This window comes from Enterococcus sp. DIV0187, from assembly GCF_051713785.1.
Taxonomy (GTDB): Bacteria; Bacillota; Bacilli; order Lactobacillales; family Enterococcaceae; genus Enterococcus_A; species Enterococcus_A avium.
In genome coordinates this window covers 3,512,019-3,532,428 of record NZ_JBIOQO010000001.1, presented here as the reverse complement: position 1 = coordinate 3,532,428, position 20,410 = coordinate 3,512,019, and the positions used below count along the sequence as shown (strand labels likewise).

Genomic DNA, 20,410 nt, shown 5'->3' with positions numbered 1-20,410 from the left:
CTGGCAATGATTAAGCTTGTAGGGACAACTCCTCCATCTGATTTGGTGTTAAATAATCAATACTGCCGTGAATTGTAAAATCCCTCAATATACTGAAATAGAGCTAAATGAGTAACTTCAGAATTTTCATAAGCTTTTGACGGATAGACGTCTTCCTTCTTTATTAATGCGTGGAACGATTCAATACCAGCGTTGTCGTATGGACAACCTTTCCGGCTGAAGGAATGTTGGTTGTTCAATTTTTTTAGCTTTGCCTCATAGGCTTCGCTGGTGTACTGAGAACCTAAATCTGAGTGGAAAATCAAGTTCTCTGAAGATCTTTGATTTAAACACGCAAGGTCAAAAGGGACAATAACCAATTCTTTAGTCATCTTCTTGCCAAATTTCCACTCGATAATTTTCTTTGATTGAATAACCTCGAAGACATCGCTAGTTTTTACTTTTGAACGAATATGGTTAAAGCTTTTTTAGGGTTGGGGTTAGGTTGTTTTATTGGACACATTTTGGGAGAAGATTATAATAGCCCCGAACAAAAGTTCGCAGCTCTCGAAAAAAATACTTACGTTCTTTTAATCACCCCTACTCTTCTTAGTAAAGTGAAAAAAGGAAAATCACGACGGATCATTTGGCGCTTTATCATAAAAGAACATGAATGTCAGATGCTCCACTAACACCAGTTCGCAGAGTACAAGACTGGATAAATAAAAATTTCAAGTAGAACCTAGCTACTCCTCTTTAGCGGCTAAGCTCTACTTGAAATTTGAGTATAGGATTAAATGCTTTTTATCTCTTCCAATAAAAAATGAACATTAGATGCTCTTTTAAAACCGTTAGAATTACAAATCGCTAACCAAGAACTTTTATAATCATTTCCAAGTAAAATATTACTCTCCGCTAAAAGACTAGTAAATTGTTCCAGTGTATTATTCTCAACAAAATTTTCAATGCAATCTTCTTTATCTTCTTGTTCCTCTAATAAACAATCAGCTACTACGTGTTCAGCATTTATTGAGTTATAGTAAATATAGTACTTTAAATTTTTAATTCTACTCGTACAACGTAGAACGCCTTGTCTATCTCTTTTTCTCCCCCATGTATTCAGAAGATGGTCTTTAAATTTGTCTGTTTTTACCACTACTTTATTATTTTCTATATCATATCTTTTATTTCCATCATGAGAGTCTACAACTATTATATCTTTTTCGTCTATATAAGAACCATCAAGATCCAGTATATGTGCAACAAACAAAATATCTTCATCACGAAATTTTCTTTTTTTGCAAATATTAGATACAATGTCACCTACTATGTTTTTTGCATTTTTTCTACTATTTTCAGGCTTGGTTAATAAATCTCCTCCAGTAATTTCGAATCTAACTTTTGTTTTATCGACTATTTGATCTATATATGGCTTTAATAAATCAACATCATTTACACCCTCAGTTAAAATGATCACTACTTTTCTTTTATTTACCATGCGAATCCCTCGCATCGCGTTTCTTTTTAAAAGCTTTTTTAAATGATCTTTTGATTTCATAAGAATCTGTTTCTTGATAAACTTCTTCTTCCATACCACCTAACTGTATTGCTCTGATATACATATCCCTCAGATTGTTTGTTTTCTTCACATTCGTTACCCGAATATACCTATTTTCAGGGTTAGTTGTCGTAAAAAGAATCTTTTGATATGGTAAAACTTCCAAGGCTCTTAAATTATGTGATGTAAAAATTAATTGACCTTTTGCTTCATCAGACAAAGCTTCTACAATTTCTCCTAATAAAAACTCAAAAATCCCAGCATCCAATTCATCAATTATAGCTATAACTTTTGAAGAATTATAGACATTTATTAACGTACTAAGAATAGAAACAATCTTTTTTATTCCATCCGATTCTTTTCTAAAAGGAATTGCTTTACCATTTCTAATAGAATCAACAGAAACCCGATATTCACTTTCTCCTTCAAGGTTTTTGCTTTTATCTTCAATTCTCAGTTTTATCGTTAAACCTGGAATTAAATTTGGTAAAACTTGATTTATTTGTGTGAAAATCAGATTTGCTGTTTCATATAAATTTTCCGAAATTTCTTCTGATGCATCCATGGGAATAGGAACTAAGCCATACATATTTTCAACTTGAAAGCTCATAGGTAAAAGTATTTCAGCATATATCATCCCAGAAAATTTATTTGAATAACAAAACAAGTTTTTAGCAAATTCATTTACTAAAAACTCTAAAATTAATGGTAATTCTGAATTAATTATTCCTTTATTTTTTTCATCACAAACAAACTTTCTAATTCTCTCACTAAATAAAAAAGAGGTTTCATTTTGTTCAGATAGAGCATGCGCTGTCAATAACTCCACGCGTTCATCTTCATTGTATTTTCTGTCTTTATTTCCACAAAAATCTACGGAAATACCATTCTCAGTAGGTCTATAATCAAAAATCATTTTTTTTCGTTGATACTTTTTTAATTTTTTTAAATAAACACACTCTGATATGACGTTTACCTTATGGTCTTTATTTTTTAACCTCATTTCGTAAGAAACCTCTAAGTTACTATTAAATACTACTACTATTTTTATTTTCGATTCTTTATCTTCATTTAAAAGATCTACTTCTCCTGAATTTAATTTGCCACCTAAAATCAGCTCTCTAACCATTGTCAACGCATCAACTAGCGCTGTTTTTCCTGAACCGTTCTGACCATAAACCCCCATAACATTGAGAGATTCATTTTTAGCTGTCAAATCAATCGTTCCATTGCATACATTCTTGATATTTTCCAAGTTTATACGTTCTATTTTCACAGATTGGTTATTCATAATTTGTCTATCCCTCTAATATCATTTTATTATCTTGAGTTTACTCTAAAAAAAACACAAAATCAATATTTTGATATAAAAAATTCTTTTTAGACGATTTTTGATTTAGTTAATGGACAGTTTACAGTTGAAAATGAAAGTAATTCTTCTACTTATTGTAATCAGTACTCTTTCGCTAGTACTGGATTTGAGTCAATACTTCGGATACGTTTACGAGAGTTTTTGAGATTCCGGCGGATGATCCTCTCATCATTTCGACCAGCCTTCAAATAAAATTCATTCCACTTTCCCTTTTGTTTGCGGACGATAAGGTCGGCAGGCAATTGGTTTAAATCCTGCATCTTTACTGTATTCATAGAACCTTTGGCTCCAAATGACCTTTCTAAACTGCGTTCTACTTTGATCAACGACGGTGCGCATATTATCAAACCAAATTTCATGCGGGATTCCTTCTTAAGAAAGAAAGGTATTGTTCAAACAACGAAGTAATGTATCTTGTTTTCTGTCCAGCGTTAACTTGATATACTTCCAAAGTGAAAAGCCTAGAACATATAAAAATAGATTGATTTGAAACCGTTGACCAGAACGACTGTAAAGGACAAGATCTTCTTTCCATTCAACTTGTGCAGACACTCCTGGCTCTAGAACTACTCACAAAACAAATGGTTTTCAAAGCATGCAAATAGTCCAATCCTTAAAAATAAACGATTGGACTTCCTAATAAAGATGTATGACTACTTTTTCTACATTATTCATTCAAAATAATTGTAAGCGTTAGGATGTTTGGCTAAAAAACTTTCTAGTCTTCTCATCAATGATAATTTAGACTTAGTATCAATAAACAAGTAAGAGATCGCTGTTTTAGTTTGTTGAAAAATTATCTCTTCCGATAAAGAATAGCTGTTTTGATCAACTTGAAAAAACTCATTCGTTAATGTTGTATTCGAAACTGTGCGATTATCTGTATTAAAGCAAAATGCTAAGTTATTTTTACTAAATATTCCCACGGGATAAGTTTGCCAGTTAGCTGCTGCACCAGTTTGGATATTACAGACTGGACACATTTCTAACAACACTTCTTGTTTCTTTGCTATCTCCATTCCTTTTTGTGATTGAGCTAAAGCGATTCCGTGACCGATCCTTTTGGTCCCGAAATCAATCGCAGTTAGCGCACTTTCTAGGTTTCCCGTTTCGCCTGCATGGATTGTGTAAGGGATACCTAGCCGACTTGCATAACTAAACAAAGCTCGATAGTTGCTAGTAGGAAATTTCAACTCATCACCAGCTAAATCAACGGCTACAACAGTCTTTCCTAGATACCTTTTTACTAGATCTATCACCGCTTTATTCTGATTTTCTGATTGCTGCCGCATACAGCAAAAGATCAAACCAAGCTGAATGTCATAATGTCTTTCAGCTATATCAACAGCGGTAATCAATGCTTCAGCCACATCTTCTAATGAAAAATTCTCTGTAGTTAGATGCACAGGAGAAAGGCGAACTTCCAAATATAGAACATTCTCTTCTGCTGCTTGCTTGGCTACATCTAAAAGCGCTAACTGTAAAGCATGCTTGGTATGCAGCCCTGATGAGACAATTCGAAAACAGGATAAATATTCGGTTAAGCTACACTGTTCAGCTGCGGTCATTACTTGATGTAACTCTGCGTCAGAGAGTCGTAATGGATTATCTTGCGCAGCATAAATGCTGCGCAAGGTTTCTTTGCGAATTGATCCATCTAAATGACAGTGTAGCTCTACTTTAGGCAGCCTCTTTATCTGTGATTTTTCCATGACAGTACTTCACCTCCTTACAAAATCGACAGAACTTCCTTAACTAAACAACTAAAAATATTTTTTACTCGCTGAGTCGTTTCAACAACTTCTCCATGATCCAAGCTCTGCTGCATACCTGCTGCTAAATTAGTAATGCAAGAAATCCCCAAAACCTTCATCCCCGCATGATTAGCCGCAATCACTTCTGGAACGGTGGACATTCCTACTGCATCGGCCCCTAACAGTCTAGCCATCCGAATCTCAGCTGGAGTCTCATAGGTTGGTCCCGAGAATGCTAAATAGACACCCTTTTTCAAAACAATTTTTTGTTTCTTAGCAAGATTCTCAATTTTTTGTTGATACCCTAAGTCATATGCTTGACTCATATCAGGAAAACGTGGTCCCATATTCTCCCAATTCGGACCAATTAACGGATTATCACCCATACAATTGATTTGGTCTGTAATCAGCATCAAATCACCTGGCTGAAAACTTTCGTTAATTCCACCCGCAGCATTTGTTACTACCAATGAATGGCACCCTAACTCCTTCATCACTCGAATCGGATAAACGACTACTTCCATTTAATGACCTTCATAATAATGAAAGCGTCCTTGCATAACTAGAACTTTTTTCCCCGCCAGCTTCCCATAAACCAATTGACCCATATGGCCGACAACAGTTGACACTGGAAAATTTGGAATCTCTCGATAAGAAATGTTAATACTTTCCTGAATGTCTTCTGCTAATTCACCAAGTCCTGAACCTAAGATTAAACCAAAATCAACATCTTTAATCCCACGTTCTCTTAAATAGGTAACTGTCTCTAATAATTTTTCCATCGAATCCTCCTGCCAATTACTATTATCTTTTCGTTAACAATACATTTTTTGTACTTGCTGTGAAATCGGGCCAATCAATAGAACGCACAGAATAGTTCCTACGCCTATTTTTGCTCCTAATATCAGTCCAGCAATCACTAATAATCCATCCAAAAAAATTCGAACAGTTCTGAAACTAAATGAAATCTTTTTAGAAAGTGCAGTACTCAATGCTTCTAATGCCGCACTTCCTAAGTTCGCCGAAGCATATAAACCACACCCCACAGCCAGAATGGAGACACCTGTCAAAAGAAACAATCCTTGGACAATTCGAGTGAAATTGTCTATTGAAAAATGAGACAACAATAACGGAAAATATTTTAAACAAATGGTTAGTATTAGAAAGTTGACCACCGTTCCTAAACCAATTTCATTCCGCTCAATCAAAAAGACAAGGAAAACAACAAAGACATTAAATAGAAAACATAGCTGCCAAACAGGTAGAGCAAAATACTGTTGGATACCCAGATATAAGATACTAATCGTATCTACTCCTAACTCCAACCAAATCAACAAGCTGATTCCGACTCCCATTAAAGTGCTCCCTAACAAGTTTACTAATAGTTTATTCCTCATAAGCTTTATATTCCTCACAACGTAGCCAAAACCGAGCTTTCACCAGATAAATCAAATTTTCCAATCAATTCTCGCTCCAAATTGGGAAAAACAACGATAACATCACTGATTTTTTCTGATTCTGCCAATGCATCCAAATCTACTTCTGCGACTTGAGTATTAGCAGTAATTTTTTGTCCAGCAGTTACCAAAGTCTGAATACCTTTCCCACCTAGTTCAACTGTATCGATTCCAATATGCAACAATAGCTCAATCCCTGCTACACTTTTCAAGGTTATGGCATGTTGTGTTGGAAATACACTTTCTACCACACCATTAATAGGAGAAAAGATTTTTCCATTTATAGGTCTCACTGCAAATCCGATTCCCATTACACCTTGTGAAAAGACAGGATCCGCCACTTCAGTTAGTGGGATAAGCTGACCTTCAACTGGTCGAGTTACAACGGTCTCTTCTATTTTTTTAAATCGATCAAAAAACATTTTTATTTTCCTCCGTATATCTGCCCGAATTTCAAGATTAGCCAAGCAAGAGCGTTCTTGCTTGGCTAATTCGCTAATCCTCTGAATAAGTGAAAATTGTTAGTAGAAATGAAATAGCCATTGTTGCTAACGTGGCTAAGGTAACAATCAACACAAAACTTGTATCTCCGGTTTGTGGGTTAATAAAACCACCAATACCTAATACACCGATTGTACTCGCAAAATTATGAACATTAGCCATAGCAATAATCAACGCACCAACTGCGGATCCCACACAAGTATAGACAAAACGCTTTTTCACAGGCAAAGTTATTCCATAAATTGAAGGCTCAATAATACAGAAGAAATCAGATACCATTGCTGGAACACAGATTTTCTTCACCTCTGGATTCTTCGTTTTCAAATAAACTGCAAAAACTACGGCCATCTGTGCTAAAGGAGCTGTAAATATCATCGGAAGTAGATAATCCGTTCCGGTAGTTGCTAAATTATTAATTCCAATCGCAACCAACGGCCAATGCAATCCTAGGATAACTAACGGCGTATACAATGTTCCGATAAACAAAGCCGCAATAATTGGTGAAAAGCTGAATAGACCTAAAATTGCGCTAGAAATCAAGCTGCTTGCTACATTTGCAATTGGACTAAACACTAAAATTGTTGCTGGAACACCAAGTATCAATGTAAAGAATGGTACGAATGTAAAATGAAGCGATTTTGGAATAATACCTTTTACAAATCGTTCTAGCTTAGATAAGAAAAACATTGAAAGAATGATTGGGATGACTGTTGATGTATAACCATTCTCTGGGAAAACAATTGGAAGACCTAAGAAGTTACTATGAATATTGGTTTGAAGAATGGTTCCGTCAAATAGTTTATAAAGAACGTCCGACCCAGTTAGATCTGCTACTAAATTCGGGAAAACTAATGCCGCTCCAACAATCATGCCGATAAATGGGTCCGAATCGAAAGTTTTGGCACTAGTATATCCTAAGATAATTGGAAAGAAAGTGAATAGTGCATAGCCTATCGCATTCAAAATGACAAACGTTCCGTCACCAGGTGTGATGATATGAAAGGCCACTAAGAGGGACTGTACCCCCAGTATCAATGAGCACCCCACCATAACTCCAAGCGTTGGTGTAATGATCTTAGTTATAGTATCGATAAAACGATTCAATAGCGTCTTTTTGTCACCACTTTTTTCCTGAGCGTTCTCCTTTTCAGGCGCTGAACCTGAAATAGATAATTTAGGCAGCATTTCTTGATAAATATCATCAACCTGCATTCCCACAACCACTTGATATTGACCATTCGCTGCTTGCGCCGTCATAATTTCATTGTGACCTACCAATGCTTCTCGATTTACTAAGCTTTCATCCTTCAATGTAAAGCGTAGTCGAGTCACACAATGTGTCAGAGCAGAGATATTATCGTCCCCACCCACATTTTCAATGATAAAGTTATTTAGGTTCTCATATTTCCCCATCAAAAAACTCCTCCATTTCTAAATAGTTTCAATGTTCGCCAACTTTTCAAAAACATCTTCCATTAATTTATCGCGCTCAACGAAATAGACATACTTGATAAAATGCCTTCTAAAATCCCAGCTGTAATAGTGATTATCTTGCATGATTGGGCTATAAACAAGTTTGTCTTTCATAAATTCATCGCTCAATAGCCAACCGATGGGTACGATATCCCATAATGCACGAGACCAAACTTTCCCACCATTTTTAAGATTCGTAATTCTTGCCTCCTCTTCTGTTTTATTAACCATATAATCACAAAAACTGTTCTTCCCTTTTAACCAATACTCCAATTCAGGGCCTGTTGTCGCAAAAGCGGAAATCACGCCCATTCCAGGAAACTGAACTAATGGCATTGGCGTATCTAATAATACTCTTGCTGCAATTAAATCTTGGCGGCAGTTAAAGGATAAATTGTTATGCCATTCATATCCTAATCCACCTAACCACAAAACGACTATATTATCGATAATTTTTGGTTCTAGCAAAATTGCTGATGCGATATTTGTTGCGGCAGCAATTCCAATCACATATAACGGATTCTCTGGTGAATGATCCAATGCTGTATCGATCAAATGTTTTACAGCATCCGTCATCTTTGGTTCTGAATCTGTCAGAAATTCCGTCGATCCTTTGAATGTAATCGTTTCAAATTCCGGACGGTTTAATAACTTGTAAACATTTAAAATCTCATCGTAACTTTTTTCCATTCCTTCTTTCGGACTTGCCGAATGGTGATTAAAGAATGGGGCAGCATAAATTCCTAAAATATTGAACTTATCTTGCGACTGAATCATATATGCTAGTGCATATTGATCATCAATCTCATTAAATGTATCTGTGTCTAGAACCACATCAATCTTTCCTTGCGGTCGTTCCAACTTTTTTATAATCTCGCTATTTTCCATACTAGAGATACCTCTTTCTCTTTTTTTCGAATAAAACGTTTTCTTCATTTCAAATACTACCACATTTTTGGTTAATGTCAAATTATTTTTTGTTTATACCAAATATTTTGGCAAAAAAAGAGAATAAATTGGATATTCCAAATTATCCTCTTAGAAATTTAGATTGTAGTAAGTCGCACATCGTTCTGCAGTAAGCATTCTTTTTGTTTTGTATCAAAAGACACTTCGGTAATGATCTCATCATAATCTGTTGCTAAGTTCACTCGCCACATCGCAATCTCTGGGTATTTATTTTTTTCAATTAGCAACACGTTTTTTTTACAGCTTCGCATAATCTCTTTCTGCAATTCTGCATCTTGTTCCTTATATGCAGTAACCTCTAGTCCCTCATTCATTGCGCTTGGACTTAAAAAAGAAATATCGGCTCTTAAATTCTTCATTTGTGTTACTGTTGTTGATCCAAAAGAGTTTTCTTGTTTAAGGCTAAATGTCCCCCCTAGAAAAATCACATGAATATTCAATTGTTTTTCTTGAATATACTGCATGATACTAAAGGAATTAGTAATTATCGTAATACTATTCAACAGTTCAGAATTTTGACTAAGCAAATGAACTAGCGGCACAGAAATACTATTATGTTCAATGACTACAACTTGCCCTGGAGAAATTAATTGACAAGCTCGGTCAGCAATTTTATTTTTTATTTCTGAATTGACTTCCTTCCGAAAAGAATAGGGAACATCTCTAGCAATTGTTGTATGGGCCAATGCCACACTACCATGTGCCTGAACAACCTTATCCACTAAATATTCTGATTTCAAATCATTTCGGATAGTTTCTGTTGTCACATCCAATAGCGTTGCTAAATCTGTCAAAGAAATTATCGGATTACTACTTAACACTTCAATAATTTTCTTTCTTCGTAAGGTAACTTTCCCCATCAAAACACCCCTATTATATAAGAATGATCAACCAAAATAATAGTTGATAACTTGTACGTTTTCTATTATATCATAAGGAATTTGACTTTTACGCAAAATAATTTGGTAAAAGCCAAAATAGACGATTATCTGAAAAGCTGCAAAAACTTTCGGCCTCCTAATGATTTTGCTCACCTCGTTGTTATAAGCTCTTGTCTCAAAGTTGAGAATGTTTTCTATAGACAGTAATTTGCATGCCAATCTACGTCACGAGTGTAAATCAGCAACAGATGAAGAATTCTATGCTGCGTTAAAGGATGCGTATATCTATGATTTCATGATGCGCTTGTCTGATAAATTAGATACGATTGTTGACGAAGCAGGAATCAAGCTTTCCAATGGGCAGCGACAACTATTGACGATCTTCCGTACAATCGTTAGCCAATCCTCTATGCTGATCCTTGATAGAGCAATCCGTTCTGTCGACACCTTGACTGAACAAAAAAAACAAAGCGCCTTTCTAGCCATGATGGCCAATCATACCAGCTTCGTGATCGCCCATCGTCTATCAACGATCCAAAATGCTGATCAGATCCTGGTCCTAGATCACGGACACATCCTTGAAGTCGGCAGTCACCAAGAGTTATTACAAAAAAATGGGTTCTACAAAAAATTATACGAAGCCCAGTTTTCACGAAGTTGATTTTTTTCGTTATCGGATATTTATTATAAATCAGATGATAATTGTTGATTATTTGTAAATCAATACATGCTAATTTCTAACCTTCATTAAATAACTAATGAAAGAAGGAAAATTCTTCTTGACGAGAAGGTGTTTTATACAAGACGCTTATTGGTGTCAAAAATAGAAAAAGAATAGCTCAGCTCCGACTCTCAAAAAAACTAAACGAAAAATCGTCGACAAAATTTTTTCAAGATTTTGCCGGCGATTTTTTATTTTCCGAGATTATTTAATTTTTTTGTCTAACTCTTTACTACTATCAACCTCAAAAATCAGTAAGATGGATAATTTTAGGCTGTCTCTCCTTATCAAACTTGATCCATTACAAATTTGATTGCTCCAGCTGGATTACGAGTCAATTTGATATACTCAGCCCCTTTAGTTGCAATGAGTTTTATCCCTAGTTTATCCGTATCTTTTTTAATATCGTCGTAATAGGAATTGACTTGCGGAGCTAAGACGACCATATCAAAGTTCGGCATAATATCATAATGTGACCCGTAGGCACCTGCTTTAGCCACTACATGTGCACCAGTCTCTTTCGCTCCTTCTTCCAAGGCATTTGCCAGCATCGCGCTTGTGCCTGCTCCCGCACATAAAACTAGGACCTTCAAATCTTTCTCATTGGTAACTGTCGCTGTAGCTGAATCTGCTTCTAAGACATCAGCTTCATCCTTATCAACGATCGCGGCTGCACTCGCTGACGATAAATCAGGAGCGATTTCCTCTAGCTCTTCGATTTCTTCTACGCGTTCTGCTTCTTGCGCTACCAATACTCTATCATAGGCTTTACAGAATGGATAATAAATCGCGAAATCAACAAGCAAGAGTACAATTGACAGGACGATCGAAATTGGTTGGAATCCCGTATTCATAACGGTTCCAATCGGACCGGGTGTAGCCCATGGAAGAACATACATAAATCCATTCATTCCTAAAACACTAATAAAGAATTTTCCAATCAGTACATTTACCATCGGTGCTAAACAAAATGGAATAAAGAAATATGGATTTAAAATAATCGGTGCTGCAAACAGCAATGGCTCGTTTACAGCAAACATTACTGGAATGATTGATGCTTTTCCGACTGTTTTTAATTGCTTCGAACGCATGAACAGAATAAAAATAATCGGTACAATGAAGGTTGCTCCCGTTCCGCCCAACTCACCAATGAAGTTTCCAAAATTCTCCGTTAAAGCATGGTTTGGATGCCCGCCTTCAGTAAAAATTCTAAGGTTGGCTTCTGTATTCCCATATAGTGCTGCGGACAGACCTGGCTTCACAACAGATTGTCCGTGAACACCCACAAACCAAAATAGAGGAATTAAAAACCAAATAAAAGCTAAACCAAAATAACTCTCGGCACCCGCAAATAAAGGTGATAATAGTTTTGAAAAAACTTCACCAAAGGGTGCATTAATCGCTGTTCTTGCTGCAATATCAATAATTGCACAGGATAAGACAGAGAAGGAAAATGGAAAAACATCTCGAAAATTCTGGGCGATGCTACCAGGTACTTCCTTCGGCATCTTGATTGTAATGTCACGAATCACACAAAACTTATACATATTGACCGTGATGAACGCAGAGATAAAGGCAGATAATATTCCTTTCGTTCCCATATAATCCGCTGTAAATGCACCATCTGTTTTCGTAATTGCTAGTAATAAGAAACCACAAGTAGCCGCCAACATCACAGATGTTTCATTAATGACTTTTCCGTCTGGCATTTTACGATTCATACTTCCAGCTAAACAGCGTGCGGTTGTTCCGGCCACTAGCATCCCCACGATTCCCATCGTAAAATCATAGATTTTCCATAGCCAAGCTTCTATTCCGCTGGGAATTGCCAGCCCGAAAATTGGTGGGATTGCTGCACATAAAATGAAGATACTAGAAAACAAGATGACTGGCATAGCGGCTAAGAAGCCGTCTTTGATCGCCATTAAATAAATATTCTTAGATACCTTTTGAAAAAAGGCCTGTCTTTTTTCAATTTGTTTGATGATCACATTCATTTTTTATTCCCCCTATGTTTGGCCTTAACGATATTTTTCTTGATACAACTCAATGAAGTCTTGAACAAGATCTCTCAGTAATAAAGTCGTCATCAAATGATCTTGTCCATGGATGAAGATGAAACCTAATTCTAGATCTTCTCCACTGGCTTCGTTAGAAAGCACCTGTGTCTGTGAATTATGTGCTAATTTGAGATTTTCGTCTGCTTCTTGTAACTTACTTTCTACGTTAGAAAAATCGCCAACCCGAATTTCCTTTAGCAAGCTAAGTAATGAACTACGTGCATCACCAGAATAAGCTACGATTTCAAAACCAAGCATTTGCAAGTCATTTTTATTCATCTCTAAATCCCCTTTATCTTAAATAATCGTTTTCGTTTCGCTAACCAATTTGTACCAGTAAGCTGATTCTTTCGGATACCGCTTCTGCGTCTCAAAATCGACATAGAATAGACCGTAACGTTTGTTGTAGCCATTGACCCAAGAAAAGACATCCATCAAGGACCAGATAAAGTAGCCCTTTACATTCACTCCTGCTTCAATCGCTTTAGAGATATAGTTAAAATAGCCTCTAAGATAGTCGATCCGATCATCATCCAAAATAATGCCGTCATCAAAGTGATCCTTATAGCCTAAACCATTTTCTGTGATATAGATCTTTTGGTAATTCGGATAATCCTCTTTGATGCGAATCAATAAATCATAGATTCCTTCAGGATAAATCAGCCAATCCCAGTCTGTCCGCGGCAAATCATCTCTTTGGATACGTTCACCGATTCCTTTAATACGATAAACCTGTGTCCCTTTTTCTCCTGTCGTGTTATAAAACATCTGACTTTCATCGTTATAAGCTTTTACCCAATGACTCACGTAATTGTTGATTCCTAGATAATCATTGCGATTCGCCGCTTTTTTCATTTCTATAAAATCGCTTTCATCTATCGAAATACTGGTCTCATTTGCTTCTAAAATCTCGTTGATACATTCTATGGTGTGATCAGAGTAATACCCCAAGTAGGTAGCATCCATCAAAAATTTCACGGATAAAGCATCGTCTAGTTCCGCCGCATGTATATCTTCAGGTGCATCAGACGCAGGATATTTCGGTTCCAATGAGTGAACGACACCGATCTCTCCTTCGTAATTTCCTTCTTTAAAAATGTTTACAGCTCGCGCGTGAGCGTACATCATGTTATGCAAAGCAGTAATCGTTTTTTGTAAATCAAACCGAATCTCTGGCGGAAATGCGCCTGTTAGATATTGATTCGTTGCTGCCGGATAGATTTCATTGAAGGTACTCCAGTAATACACTTCCTTAAACTCGTCAAAGCAGAATTTTGCGTAATTTACGAAGTGTTCAACATTCTCGCGATTTAAAAAATCCCCCTCATCAAACAATACTTTAGGGGTATCAAAGTGATGGATGGTTACAAAAGGCGTGATCCCGTGTTTTTTACACTCTGCAAAAACCTTGTGATAATACTCGACACCTTTTTGATTGACTTCTCCGTAACCTTTTGGAAAGATCCGGCTCCAAGCGATTGACATACGTAAGCTATCGATTTTAAATTTTTTGCATAATTCGATATCAACTGGATATTGATGATAAAAATCACTGGCTGGCTCTGCCGTGTAACGACCTTTTTCTACTAAAAAGGTATCCCAAGCAACAGGTCCCTTCCCATCTTTATCAATGGCACCTTCTACTTGATAGGCCTCAGTTGCTCCGCCCATTAAAAAATCTTCTGGAAGCTTTCTCAATTCTGTCATTCTTTCTTCTCCTCGTTGTTTTGTTGTATTTTGTTGAAATTTTATAAAAGCCTTTGTACGTGGATCGTAAAATAAATTCGTTCATTCTCATTCAATGATTTTCCTAAGTGACTTTCGATTAACTCATAAATTCGATTTCCTATTTGATAGGCTTGTGGATAATCCTTTTTCAATGTCTCCTCAAAATCCAAAGAAAAAGGTTCCGCATCATTTGAGTCACTCGTGATCCGTTCCAAGAAATAGTTCAAATGAATCATCAAGCGGTCATAGTAGTTTTTGTTTTTATTGGTTCTGCGAATTCCAGCAGCTGACAATTCGTTTTGCACCAATTCGATCATTTTCTTTTCTATTCCATCCTCTGTTTTTATCAATGATGATGTTCCCTTGGCATTAATAAAATGCAGAGCAATTCGACCGATCTCTTCTGCTGGAAAACTAACTCCAAGTTTTTCATGGATTAAGGCTAATGCATCCTTTCCAATACTGAACTCCACTGGATAATCCGCTTTCATATTTGGCAAAACTGTCGTTTCATAGGTTCCTCTATTCAAGTTTTGATAACTTAGATAAATATGGTCTGTCAAAGTGATATAGATATACTCCTGGACTGGATAATGGTAGTGGCTGATGGCTCGTTTAATTATTTCACAAGAGGTAGTAATAAAATCTAGTGGAATATCCTTTAACAAAGTAGAAAAGTTATTCTGGGATTCTTCATTTCTTAAAGTAAAGGTTCTTTCTACAAACTCTTCGTTAATCAACTCACCCTTCTTTTTTTGATAGGTGATTCCGGCTCCCATTATTACCGCTTGTTGGTCAGATGCATCCCGTACAATAGCAACATTATTGTTTAGAATTTTAACGATTCGATACATTTCTATCCTCCTTTCAAACAAAAAGAGACTGCAAACAGTAGACAGTTTCACAAAGAAATTAAATCTACCATTCGCAGTCTCGCCTAATCATGTTAGTAACGATCCACTAGATATTCATTTATACAGTGAGTATAGCATGGCTTTTTAGATAAGTAAACATCAAAACTAAAAAAGCAAACATTCACAAACTTAATCCGTCTATATCAAACATTTCCGCTCAATTGTCTTAACGATATCTAAACTTTTCAAATGTTACTACTTGGCTATCTTTTTAGCATAACTTAATTGTCACGAACGCCATATCATTATTTTCTTTCCAATTCACTTTACATTATTGTAACTAGATTCTAAGAAAAACAACTTTACTAAATTTCGTTGACTGATATTATTTTCCCTTTTTCAGTTGTTATTGAAAATTCAACTTTCTTCGTATCGTTGCTATAAGCTCTGGTCTCAAAACTGACAATGTTTTCTCCTGTTTCAACGATTTCTGTATACATTAATTGATCTTGTTGGATGCCACTTTCTTGACCTTTTTCATATTGATAATCGTTGATTGCATCCACTATGGTTTGTATCTTCATATTTCGCTCTCCTCTTGTTCCACCTCTTCTAGTTGTGCTTCAGGAATATGCTTATGCAGTACATCTTTGATTTTTACATCATACGTATGAACATCAAATCCCATGGCCCCGCCAAAATCAGCTGCATAAATAATTCCTATAAGATTTTCTTTATCTTTAATTCTCACTTTCTGACCCAATTTAAATCTCATAGGAGGGAACTTGTCGAGTTTTTTTAGATGAGCGAATAGCTGATCTCTTAGCATGTCATCTACAGCATTTTTATATTTTTCTTTTTGAGATAAATCCTTCTTACTTGGTGAATCAATTCGATCTAACTCACTATCGCACTTCAAAGCATTCAACTTTACCTTCGCAGCAATAGGATTACTCTCAACTCTTTGATTATACTTTCGAGAACTTTCATCCTGTCTACGAGTAATTGCATCTACAGCAGTCAAAGTATTCCTTGAAAAACCATGGGCGGCTAGATCTACTAATGTGATATCACTATTTTCTACAACGTCATGTAAATAGCCAACAATTTTTTCTTCGATTGTTTCTCCAGCTTCTCCGACTGCTTTTACATGATCGAAATAAGCGACACCTACTTTATCAAATTGACCTTTATGTGCAGATTTTGCAATTTTCTTGGCCATCAGTAACTCGTTTTCGTATTCATTGGATTTCATTTTTTGTCACTCCGTTTCAAAATTTAGAGCGTTAAATTAATACCACACATACCATTAAACACTCAATCTACTTTTTTGTTTTATGATTTTCAGCTACTTTCTTTTCAGCAACTCTAATCCGTTCAATATCTCTTTTATCAATGTAATCCTTTTTCAAGACCTTATTGACTGTCCCTCTATTCAAACCCATAGAACTCGCTATTTCTCTAATGGAAGTGATTTTATGCGAAGCTAGTTTTTTCTCTAACTTAGAAATAGCTTGTTTATATTTTTCTACGCGATCAAAATCTACCTTTTTGGGTTGGCTAATTCGCGATAAATCGCTGTTGTGTGCTAAATCATTAAGCTTAACTTTTGTTGCTAGTGAGTTTTCACCCACCCGCCTAATATAGGCATTCCAACTTTCGTTATCATTTCGAGTGATTGCTTCAACTGCATTCAGAATAAAAGTTGAAAAGCCATAGCTTTCTAGATCAGAAAATATCATGTCGCTGTCTTCAATGGTATCGTGAAGGTATCCAACGATTTGTTCATTTAGAGTGTTACCCATTTTGCTAACAGTCTTTACATGCTCAAAATAATCTACTCCTGCTTTATCCTTTTGACCCTCATGAACTTTTTTAGCAATTTTTTCTGCAAGTAATAATTGATCGGAAAATTGATTCAATACTCGTTCCTCCTACTATAATCAATTTTTAATTTTGACAGTTGATAGTGTTAAAAAAAGGCGAATCAAAAAAGATGGTTATCCTAATAAAAATCAAACAGCTATGGTAGCATACTACCTATGCTATATTTAGGAATTCTAAATATGCCATTTCTACTATTTAAAAACTGTCTTTGCAATAGCTTTTTGAATCTCCTATCCATTAGAGTCTCTTCTAATATTATTAATACCTTATTACACTCACATCAGACGTATCCATGAATTTTGAAGACATCACCCTATAAGATACTGGATATCCATTTGATTTATCCTCTTCTTCTAACTGTCCTTCATTATTTATTCTGAACATGGTAATTGTGTCCACTTGCAACTCGCTATGTTTTACCCGAATATAGGCGTAACCTTCATGATTTTCTAAGAATAGATCATAAGGAAAAGAAGTTCTTTCTAAACTAAATTGCTTGTCCAGCACCGCACTGACCCAGTCTTTGAATTGTTGCGAAGTTAGTTTTTTAGTATCCACGGCTGCATCGGAAGAATTTTCAGTTGCCCCGGATGATTCCTCTAAAGGGGAATATGCTTCTGCTTTTTCAGATAATATAGCCAATCGATTTTTATATTTTCCAAATTCTCGATTCAATTCCTTTTTACTATACTTTTCTACTGATTCATCTCCAGAATTTGAATATGCTGTTACAGTTAGAAAATCTTCTTCGAAATGAACTCTTTGCGTTGATCCCATTGAGGAAAAACTTACAATCATATCTGGTAGCATTCTTTTCGATAATTGGATTTTAGAACTAGAGCCTGTATCTTCTTCATAAGCATTGATTTGTTCAGTAATCGCTGCATCCATTGATCGGTTCTGAAGATTGGATGATAAAAACAGGGCAACGGCCAGTTCTTCACTAGACAAGGTATTTTGTGTATCATTTTCTTGATCAGTTGAATTATTCTTATTTTCACTAGTGGTAGAAGTCGAGCTAGTTCGGGATAAAGACATACTTGAACTACTTAAACTACTCATTTTGTCGCTAGCCTGTTCTGTTGATTCTGTAGTTGAATTAGAGTCTGATTTTTGACAAGCACTAAATAAAAAAGTACTTAGAATCATAACAAACAATAAATTTCTCTTCCTCATTCTAATCTCCTCATTAATTTACACATAGGTTCGATTTTTGAATCGATATGTTAATCGCTTGTTATTAAATCTATTCTTTCTATATAAGAAAAACACCTAGAAGATTTATTACTCTAATAAGTGTTTTCGTTCGTTTATTCGTTTAGATGATTGTTACACTTCCCACGACATTACGCCGTATGATCCTGCAATTCCTTGCATTAATAATTGGTCAGCATAGTTATCAATAAATGCTGTTGCTTCTGCTTCAGTATCGAATAATTGACTTCCACGTACGATATTTTTGGAAGCATCATCGCCTTCATAGACTGTAAACCAAACAGTATATTTGATTTGCGGTTCCGCAGGTTGTTCTGGTTGCGTTGGTGTTTCGGGCTGTGTTGGAGTCTCTGGCTGAACTGGCGTTGTTGGTTGCTCAGGCTGAGACGGTGTTGTCGGCTGTTCAGGCGTCGGTGCTGGCTGCTCTGTTTGTCCGCCGCCTGTGTTTACTGTATTGTCTACAGTTGGTGATTGCTGCTCTGGAGCTACTTGTTCAGTTTGTGCTACTGATTGACCTGCCGGTTGGTTAGGAACTACTTTATCTGATTCTTGAATCGTTTGCCGATCTGTTACTACTCCATTAGAGTCTTGAACGGTGACCGCATTTCCTTCAAAGATCATTTTATTACCTGCATATATTAAATTGTAATCACCAATGCCATTCAAAGAAGCTAGCTTTTCCATCGTTAAGTTCGTAGCTTGAGAAATCCCACTCAATGTGTCACCCCAAACGATCGTATACTCACTTTTTCCTGCGACATCCTTTTTGATTTGTTCAATTGATCGAGGCTCCCATTTACCGTCAGTTTCAGATGCTTGAATATTCTGTCCGCCCATTAAGAATCCACTACTTAAAAGTACCGTACCGAATAAAGTTACATATCCAATTTTTTTCTTAGTGCTTCTTCCATATTCAACTACTTTGCTTTTTTTACTATGTTTTCCCATTTTCACATTCTCTCCCTCTTAATCTATACTAGGTCTAATTTTTTTCATGGCGATTTGAAGTAACCACCCGAATTTTTGGCCTTCGTGTTCCGCTTTTCAGTTTTTCATTGGCTTTTTTGTAATGATCAAGTTCCATTTTTAAAAATGCTGCTTGATTTTGTTGTTTCTCCAAAGCCCTATTTTGAATTTGAATCTTCTGCTCAAGCTTATGAATTCTTTGTTGCAGCAATCGTTTTTCAATTCCGACTAAACTCTCACAATTTTCTTGACAACCTTCACAAATCGTACAGATTTCCTTATCAATTACTGTTTGTGAAACCGTATAAATACCACACCATTCACAGGTTGTCTCACTAGTAAGCTCACTCTCATACAAAATATTCTGTACCTCAGATGTCAGATTTTCCATGTCTGTATCTAAGGAAATCAAAAGAACGCCTTCCTTTTTCTCCACACCAGTAATGGAGTATCCTTGTGCAAGCAGTTCTTTCTCAGCTTTTACTAAAATCGAGTACCAACCACAGCCGATTTGATGTCCATATCGCATGAGCGCCAAATATTGCAAATTGTTGTAATTGATTGTATGTTCTGACATCAGCTATCCTCCTGATCATATTTTCCTGCTTGTAGTTCTGCTAAAAGAACTTGCATCTTTTCAATTTGAGGTCTTCCTGGCTTTGTCCCATCCAATATCTCTTTTGCATACACCGCAGAAATCCCTAATTTTTTAGCTAGCCATCTACGGCTTTTGTTTTTTAACGTTAACTGTATCTTGATGTCTTCGATCAATTGTTGTGACATTAGAAAACCTGCCCTTTCTCAATAGATTTGTAAGCTAATATAATTAGCTAATTCCAATTGACAGTCTGTATTCAATGGGATACTATTTATTCGTAGTTAAATAAGCATAGAATCAACTCTATTAAATCAACATTTCTTAGTTTGCCGACGCCGAATTGTTTATTTTTATAGGCCTTTTTCTTGTGCTTGTTAGCTTATTAAATTAGCTTACGATACAAATATAATCCAATTCGATACTTTTGTCAAACGTCA

At 35.9% G+C, this 20,410-nt stretch carries 21 protein-coding genes and 3 pseudogenes; 1 reads left to right on the top strand and 23 read right to left on the bottom strand.

Annotation, left to right across the window (positions count from 1 at the left end; all coding sequences use genetic code 11):
* Positions 1–56: 56 nt before the first annotated feature.
* From IGI52_RS17325 to IGI52_RS17270, 12 genes and pseudogenes are all read right to left on the bottom strand, one after another.
* Positions 57–395 carry a transposase gene (locus IGI52_RS17325; protein WP_438782263.1) on the bottom strand — a complete coding sequence of 113 codons (339 nt, stop codon included), beginning with the start codon at positions 393–395 and terminating at the stop codon, positions 57–59.
* 377 nt (positions 396–772) lie between these two features.
* Positions 773–1,477, bottom strand: a complete 705-nt coding sequence (locus IGI52_RS17320) for a hypothetical protein (protein WP_438781895.1) — start codon at positions 1,475–1,477, stop codon at positions 773–775.
* The gene (locus IGI52_RS17315) at positions 1,467–2,828 is read right to left on the bottom strand and encodes an AAA family ATPase (RefSeq protein WP_438781893.1); all 1,362 of its coding nucleotides are present in this window, start codon (positions 2,826–2,828) and stop codon (positions 1,467–1,469) included. The genes IGI52_RS17320 and IGI52_RS17315 overlap by 11 nt, the downstream gene beginning before the upstream one ends.
* A 161-nt stretch (positions 2,829–2,989) precedes the next feature.
* Positions 2,990–3,184, bottom strand: a complete 195-nt coding sequence (locus tag IGI52_RS17310) for a hypothetical protein (RefSeq protein ID WP_438782278.1) — start codon at positions 3,182–3,184, stop codon at positions 2,990–2,992.
* Positions 3,108–3,467, bottom strand: a pseudogene (locus IGI52_RS17305) (IS21 family transposase); the annotation flags it as partial. The gene IGI52_RS17310 and the pseudogene IGI52_RS17305, both read right to left, overlap by 77 nt.
* A 113-nt stretch (positions 3,468–3,580) precedes the next feature.
* Complete coding sequence (add, locus tag IGI52_RS17300; RefSeq protein ID WP_438781891.1) at positions 3,581–4,621, bottom strand: adenosine deaminase; 1,041 nt, start codon at positions 4,619–4,621, stop codon at positions 3,581–3,583.
* Positions 4,622–4,638: 17 nt separating this feature from the next.
* A pseudogene (locus IGI52_RS17295) lies at positions 4,639–5,445 on the bottom strand (purine-nucleoside phosphorylase).
* 33 nt (positions 5,446–5,478) lie between these two features.
* Entirely contained in the window at positions 5,479–6,078 is a 600-nt protein-coding gene (locus IGI52_RS17290; RefSeq protein WP_438781890.1) for a YczE/YyaS/YitT family protein, read from the bottom strand.
* The gene (locus IGI52_RS17285; RefSeq protein WP_438781889.1) at positions 6,075–6,542 is read right to left on the bottom strand and encodes a PTS sugar transporter subunit IIA; all 468 of its coding nucleotides are present in this window, start codon (positions 6,540–6,542) and stop codon (positions 6,075–6,077) included. Before IGI52_RS17285 ends, IGI52_RS17290 begins: the two co-directional genes overlap by 4 nt.
* Before the next feature lie 73 nt (positions 6,543–6,615).
* The gene (locus IGI52_RS17280) at positions 6,616–8,034 is read right to left on the bottom strand and encodes a PTS transporter subunit EIIC (protein ID WP_438781887.1); all 1,419 of its coding nucleotides are present in this window, start codon (positions 8,032–8,034) and stop codon (positions 6,616–6,618) included.
* A gap of 18 nt (positions 8,035–8,052) precedes the next feature.
* Complete coding sequence (locus tag IGI52_RS17275; protein WP_216410579.1) at positions 8,053–8,982, bottom strand: nucleoside hydrolase; 930 nt, start codon at positions 8,980–8,982, stop codon at positions 8,053–8,055.
* A gap of 158 nt (positions 8,983–9,140) precedes the next feature.
* A complete protein-coding gene (locus tag IGI52_RS17270; protein ID WP_438781886.1) occupies positions 9,141–9,923 on the bottom strand; it encodes a DeoR/GlpR family DNA-binding transcription regulator in 783 nt (260 codons plus the stop codon).
* Between the two features lie 217 nt (positions 9,924–10,140).
* Between IGI52_RS17270 and IGI52_RS17265 the strand changes: the two are divergent.
* Positions 10,141–10,605, top strand: a pseudogene (locus IGI52_RS17265) (ATP-binding cassette domain-containing protein); the annotation flags it as partial.
* 347 nt (positions 10,606–10,952) lie between these two features.
* Here the strand turns inward: IGI52_RS17265 and IGI52_RS17260 are convergent.
* The 11 genes from IGI52_RS17260 to IGI52_RS17210 form a co-directional block, all read right to left on the bottom strand.
* Positions 10,953–12,662: a PTS lactose transporter subunit IIBC gene (locus tag IGI52_RS17260; protein ID WP_438781885.1), complete on the bottom strand. Its 1,710-nt coding sequence runs from the start codon at positions 12,660–12,662 to the stop codon at positions 10,953–10,955.
* 24 nt (positions 12,663–12,686) lie between these two features.
* Positions 12,687–13,004 (bottom strand): PTS lactose/cellobiose transporter subunit IIA, encoded by a 318-nt coding sequence (locus tag IGI52_RS17255; RefSeq protein WP_438781883.1) that lies wholly within the window; start codon positions 13,002–13,004, stop codon positions 12,687–12,689.
* Positions 13,005–13,022: 18 nt separating this feature from the next.
* A complete protein-coding gene (lacG, locus tag IGI52_RS17250; RefSeq protein WP_438782262.1) occupies positions 13,023–14,423 on the bottom strand; it encodes a 6-phospho-beta-galactosidase in 1,401 nt (466 codons plus the stop codon).
* Between the two features lie 50 nt (positions 14,424–14,473).
* On the bottom strand, positions 14,474–15,307 hold the full coding sequence (locus IGI52_RS17245) for a PRD domain-containing protein (protein ID WP_438781882.1): 834 nt from the start codon (positions 15,305–15,307) through the stop codon (positions 14,474–14,476).
* Positions 15,308–15,672: 365 nt separating this feature from the next.
* Positions 15,673–15,891 (bottom strand): hypothetical protein, encoded by a 219-nt coding sequence (locus IGI52_RS17240; protein WP_438781880.1) that lies wholly within the window; start codon positions 15,889–15,891, stop codon positions 15,673–15,675.
* Positions 15,888–16,562 carry a hypothetical protein gene (locus IGI52_RS17235; RefSeq protein WP_438781878.1) on the bottom strand — a complete coding sequence of 225 codons (675 nt, stop codon included), beginning with the start codon at positions 16,560–16,562 and terminating at the stop codon, positions 15,888–15,890. The genes IGI52_RS17240 and IGI52_RS17235 overlap by 4 nt, the downstream gene beginning before the upstream one ends.
* Before the next feature lie 67 nt (positions 16,563–16,629).
* On the bottom strand, positions 16,630–17,229 hold the full coding sequence (locus IGI52_RS17230) for a GTP pyrophosphokinase (RefSeq protein ID WP_438781876.1): 600 nt from the start codon (positions 17,227–17,229) through the stop codon (positions 16,630–16,632).
* A 223-nt stretch (positions 17,230–17,452) separates the two neighbouring features.
* Positions 17,453–18,370, bottom strand: a complete 918-nt coding sequence (locus tag IGI52_RS17225; protein WP_438781875.1) for a hypothetical protein — start codon at positions 18,368–18,370, stop codon at positions 17,453–17,455.
* 153 nt (positions 18,371–18,523) lie between these two features.
* Positions 18,524–19,363, bottom strand: coding sequence for a LysM peptidoglycan-binding domain-containing protein (locus IGI52_RS17220; protein ID WP_438781874.1), 840 nt, complete (start codon positions 19,361–19,363; stop codon positions 18,524–18,526).
* Between the two features lie 28 nt (positions 19,364–19,391).
* Complete coding sequence (locus IGI52_RS17215; RefSeq protein WP_438781872.1) at positions 19,392–19,952, bottom strand: hypothetical protein; 561 nt, start codon at positions 19,950–19,952, stop codon at positions 19,392–19,394.
* Positions 19,952–20,158 (bottom strand): XRE family transcriptional regulator, encoded by a 207-nt coding sequence (locus IGI52_RS17210; RefSeq protein ID WP_216410589.1) that lies wholly within the window; start codon positions 20,156–20,158, stop codon positions 19,952–19,954. The genes IGI52_RS17215 and IGI52_RS17210 overlap by 1 nt, the downstream gene beginning before the upstream one ends.
* Positions 20,159–20,410 lie beyond the last annotated feature (252 nt).

Excerpts from the sequence above, each read along its gene's own strand:
- IGI52_RS17275 (WP_216410579.1), bottom strand. The coding sequence starts at position 8,982 with ATGGAAAATAGCGAGATTATAAAAAAGTTGGAACGACCGCAAGGAAAG.
- IGI52_RS17240 (WP_438781880.1), bottom strand. The coding sequence starts at position 15,891 with ATGAAGATACAAACCATAGTGGATGCAATCAACGATTATCAATATGAA.
- IGI52_RS17225 (WP_438781875.1), bottom strand. The coding sequence starts at position 18,370 with ATGAGGAAGAGAAATTTATTGTTTGTTATGATTCTAAGTACTTTTTTA.
- IGI52_RS17315 (WP_438781893.1), bottom strand. The coding sequence starts at position 2,828 with ATGAATAACCAATCTGTGAAAATAGAACGTATAAACTTGGAAAATATC.
- IGI52_RS17280 (WP_438781887.1), bottom strand. The coding sequence starts at position 8,034 with ATGGGGAAATATGAGAACCTAAATAACTTTATCATTGAAAATGTGGGT.
- IGI52_RS17320 (WP_438781895.1), bottom strand. The coding sequence starts at position 1,477 with ATGGTAAATAAAAGAAAAGTAGTGATCATTTTAACTGAGGGTGTAAAT.
- IGI52_RS17210 (WP_216410589.1), bottom strand. The coding sequence starts at position 20,158 with ATGTCACAACAATTGATCGAAGACATCAAGATACAGTTAACGTTAAAA.
- add (WP_438781891.1), bottom strand. The coding sequence starts at position 4,621 with ATGGAAAAATCACAGATAAAGAGGCTGCCTAAAGTAGAGCTACACTGT.
- IGI52_RS17310 (WP_438782278.1), bottom strand. The coding sequence starts at position 3,184 with ATGAATACAGTAAAGATGCAGGATTTAAACCAATTGCCTGCCGACCTT.
- IGI52_RS17260 (WP_438781885.1), bottom strand. The coding sequence starts at position 12,662 with ATGAATGTGATCATCAAACAAATTGAAAAAAGACAGGCCTTTTTTCAA.
- IGI52_RS17245 (WP_438781882.1), bottom strand. The coding sequence starts at position 15,307 with ATGTATCGAATCGTTAAAATTCTAAACAATAATGTTGCTATTGTACGG.
- IGI52_RS17215 (WP_438781872.1), bottom strand. The coding sequence starts at position 19,952 with ATGTCAGAACATACAATCAATTACAACAATTTGCAATATTTGGCGCTC.
- IGI52_RS17255 (WP_438781883.1), bottom strand. The coding sequence starts at position 13,004 with ATGAATAAAAATGACTTGCAAATGCTTGGTTTTGAAATCGTAGCTTAT.
- IGI52_RS17270 (WP_438781886.1), bottom strand. The coding sequence starts at position 9,923 with ATGGGGAAAGTTACCTTACGAAGAAAGAAAATTATTGAAGTGTTAAGT.
- IGI52_RS17285 (WP_438781889.1), bottom strand. The coding sequence starts at position 6,542 with ATGTTTTTTGATCGATTTAAAAAAATAGAAGAGACCGTTGTAACTCGA.
- IGI52_RS17235 (WP_438781878.1), bottom strand. The coding sequence starts at position 16,562 with ATGAAATCCAATGAATACGAAAACGAGTTACTGATGGCCAAGAAAATT.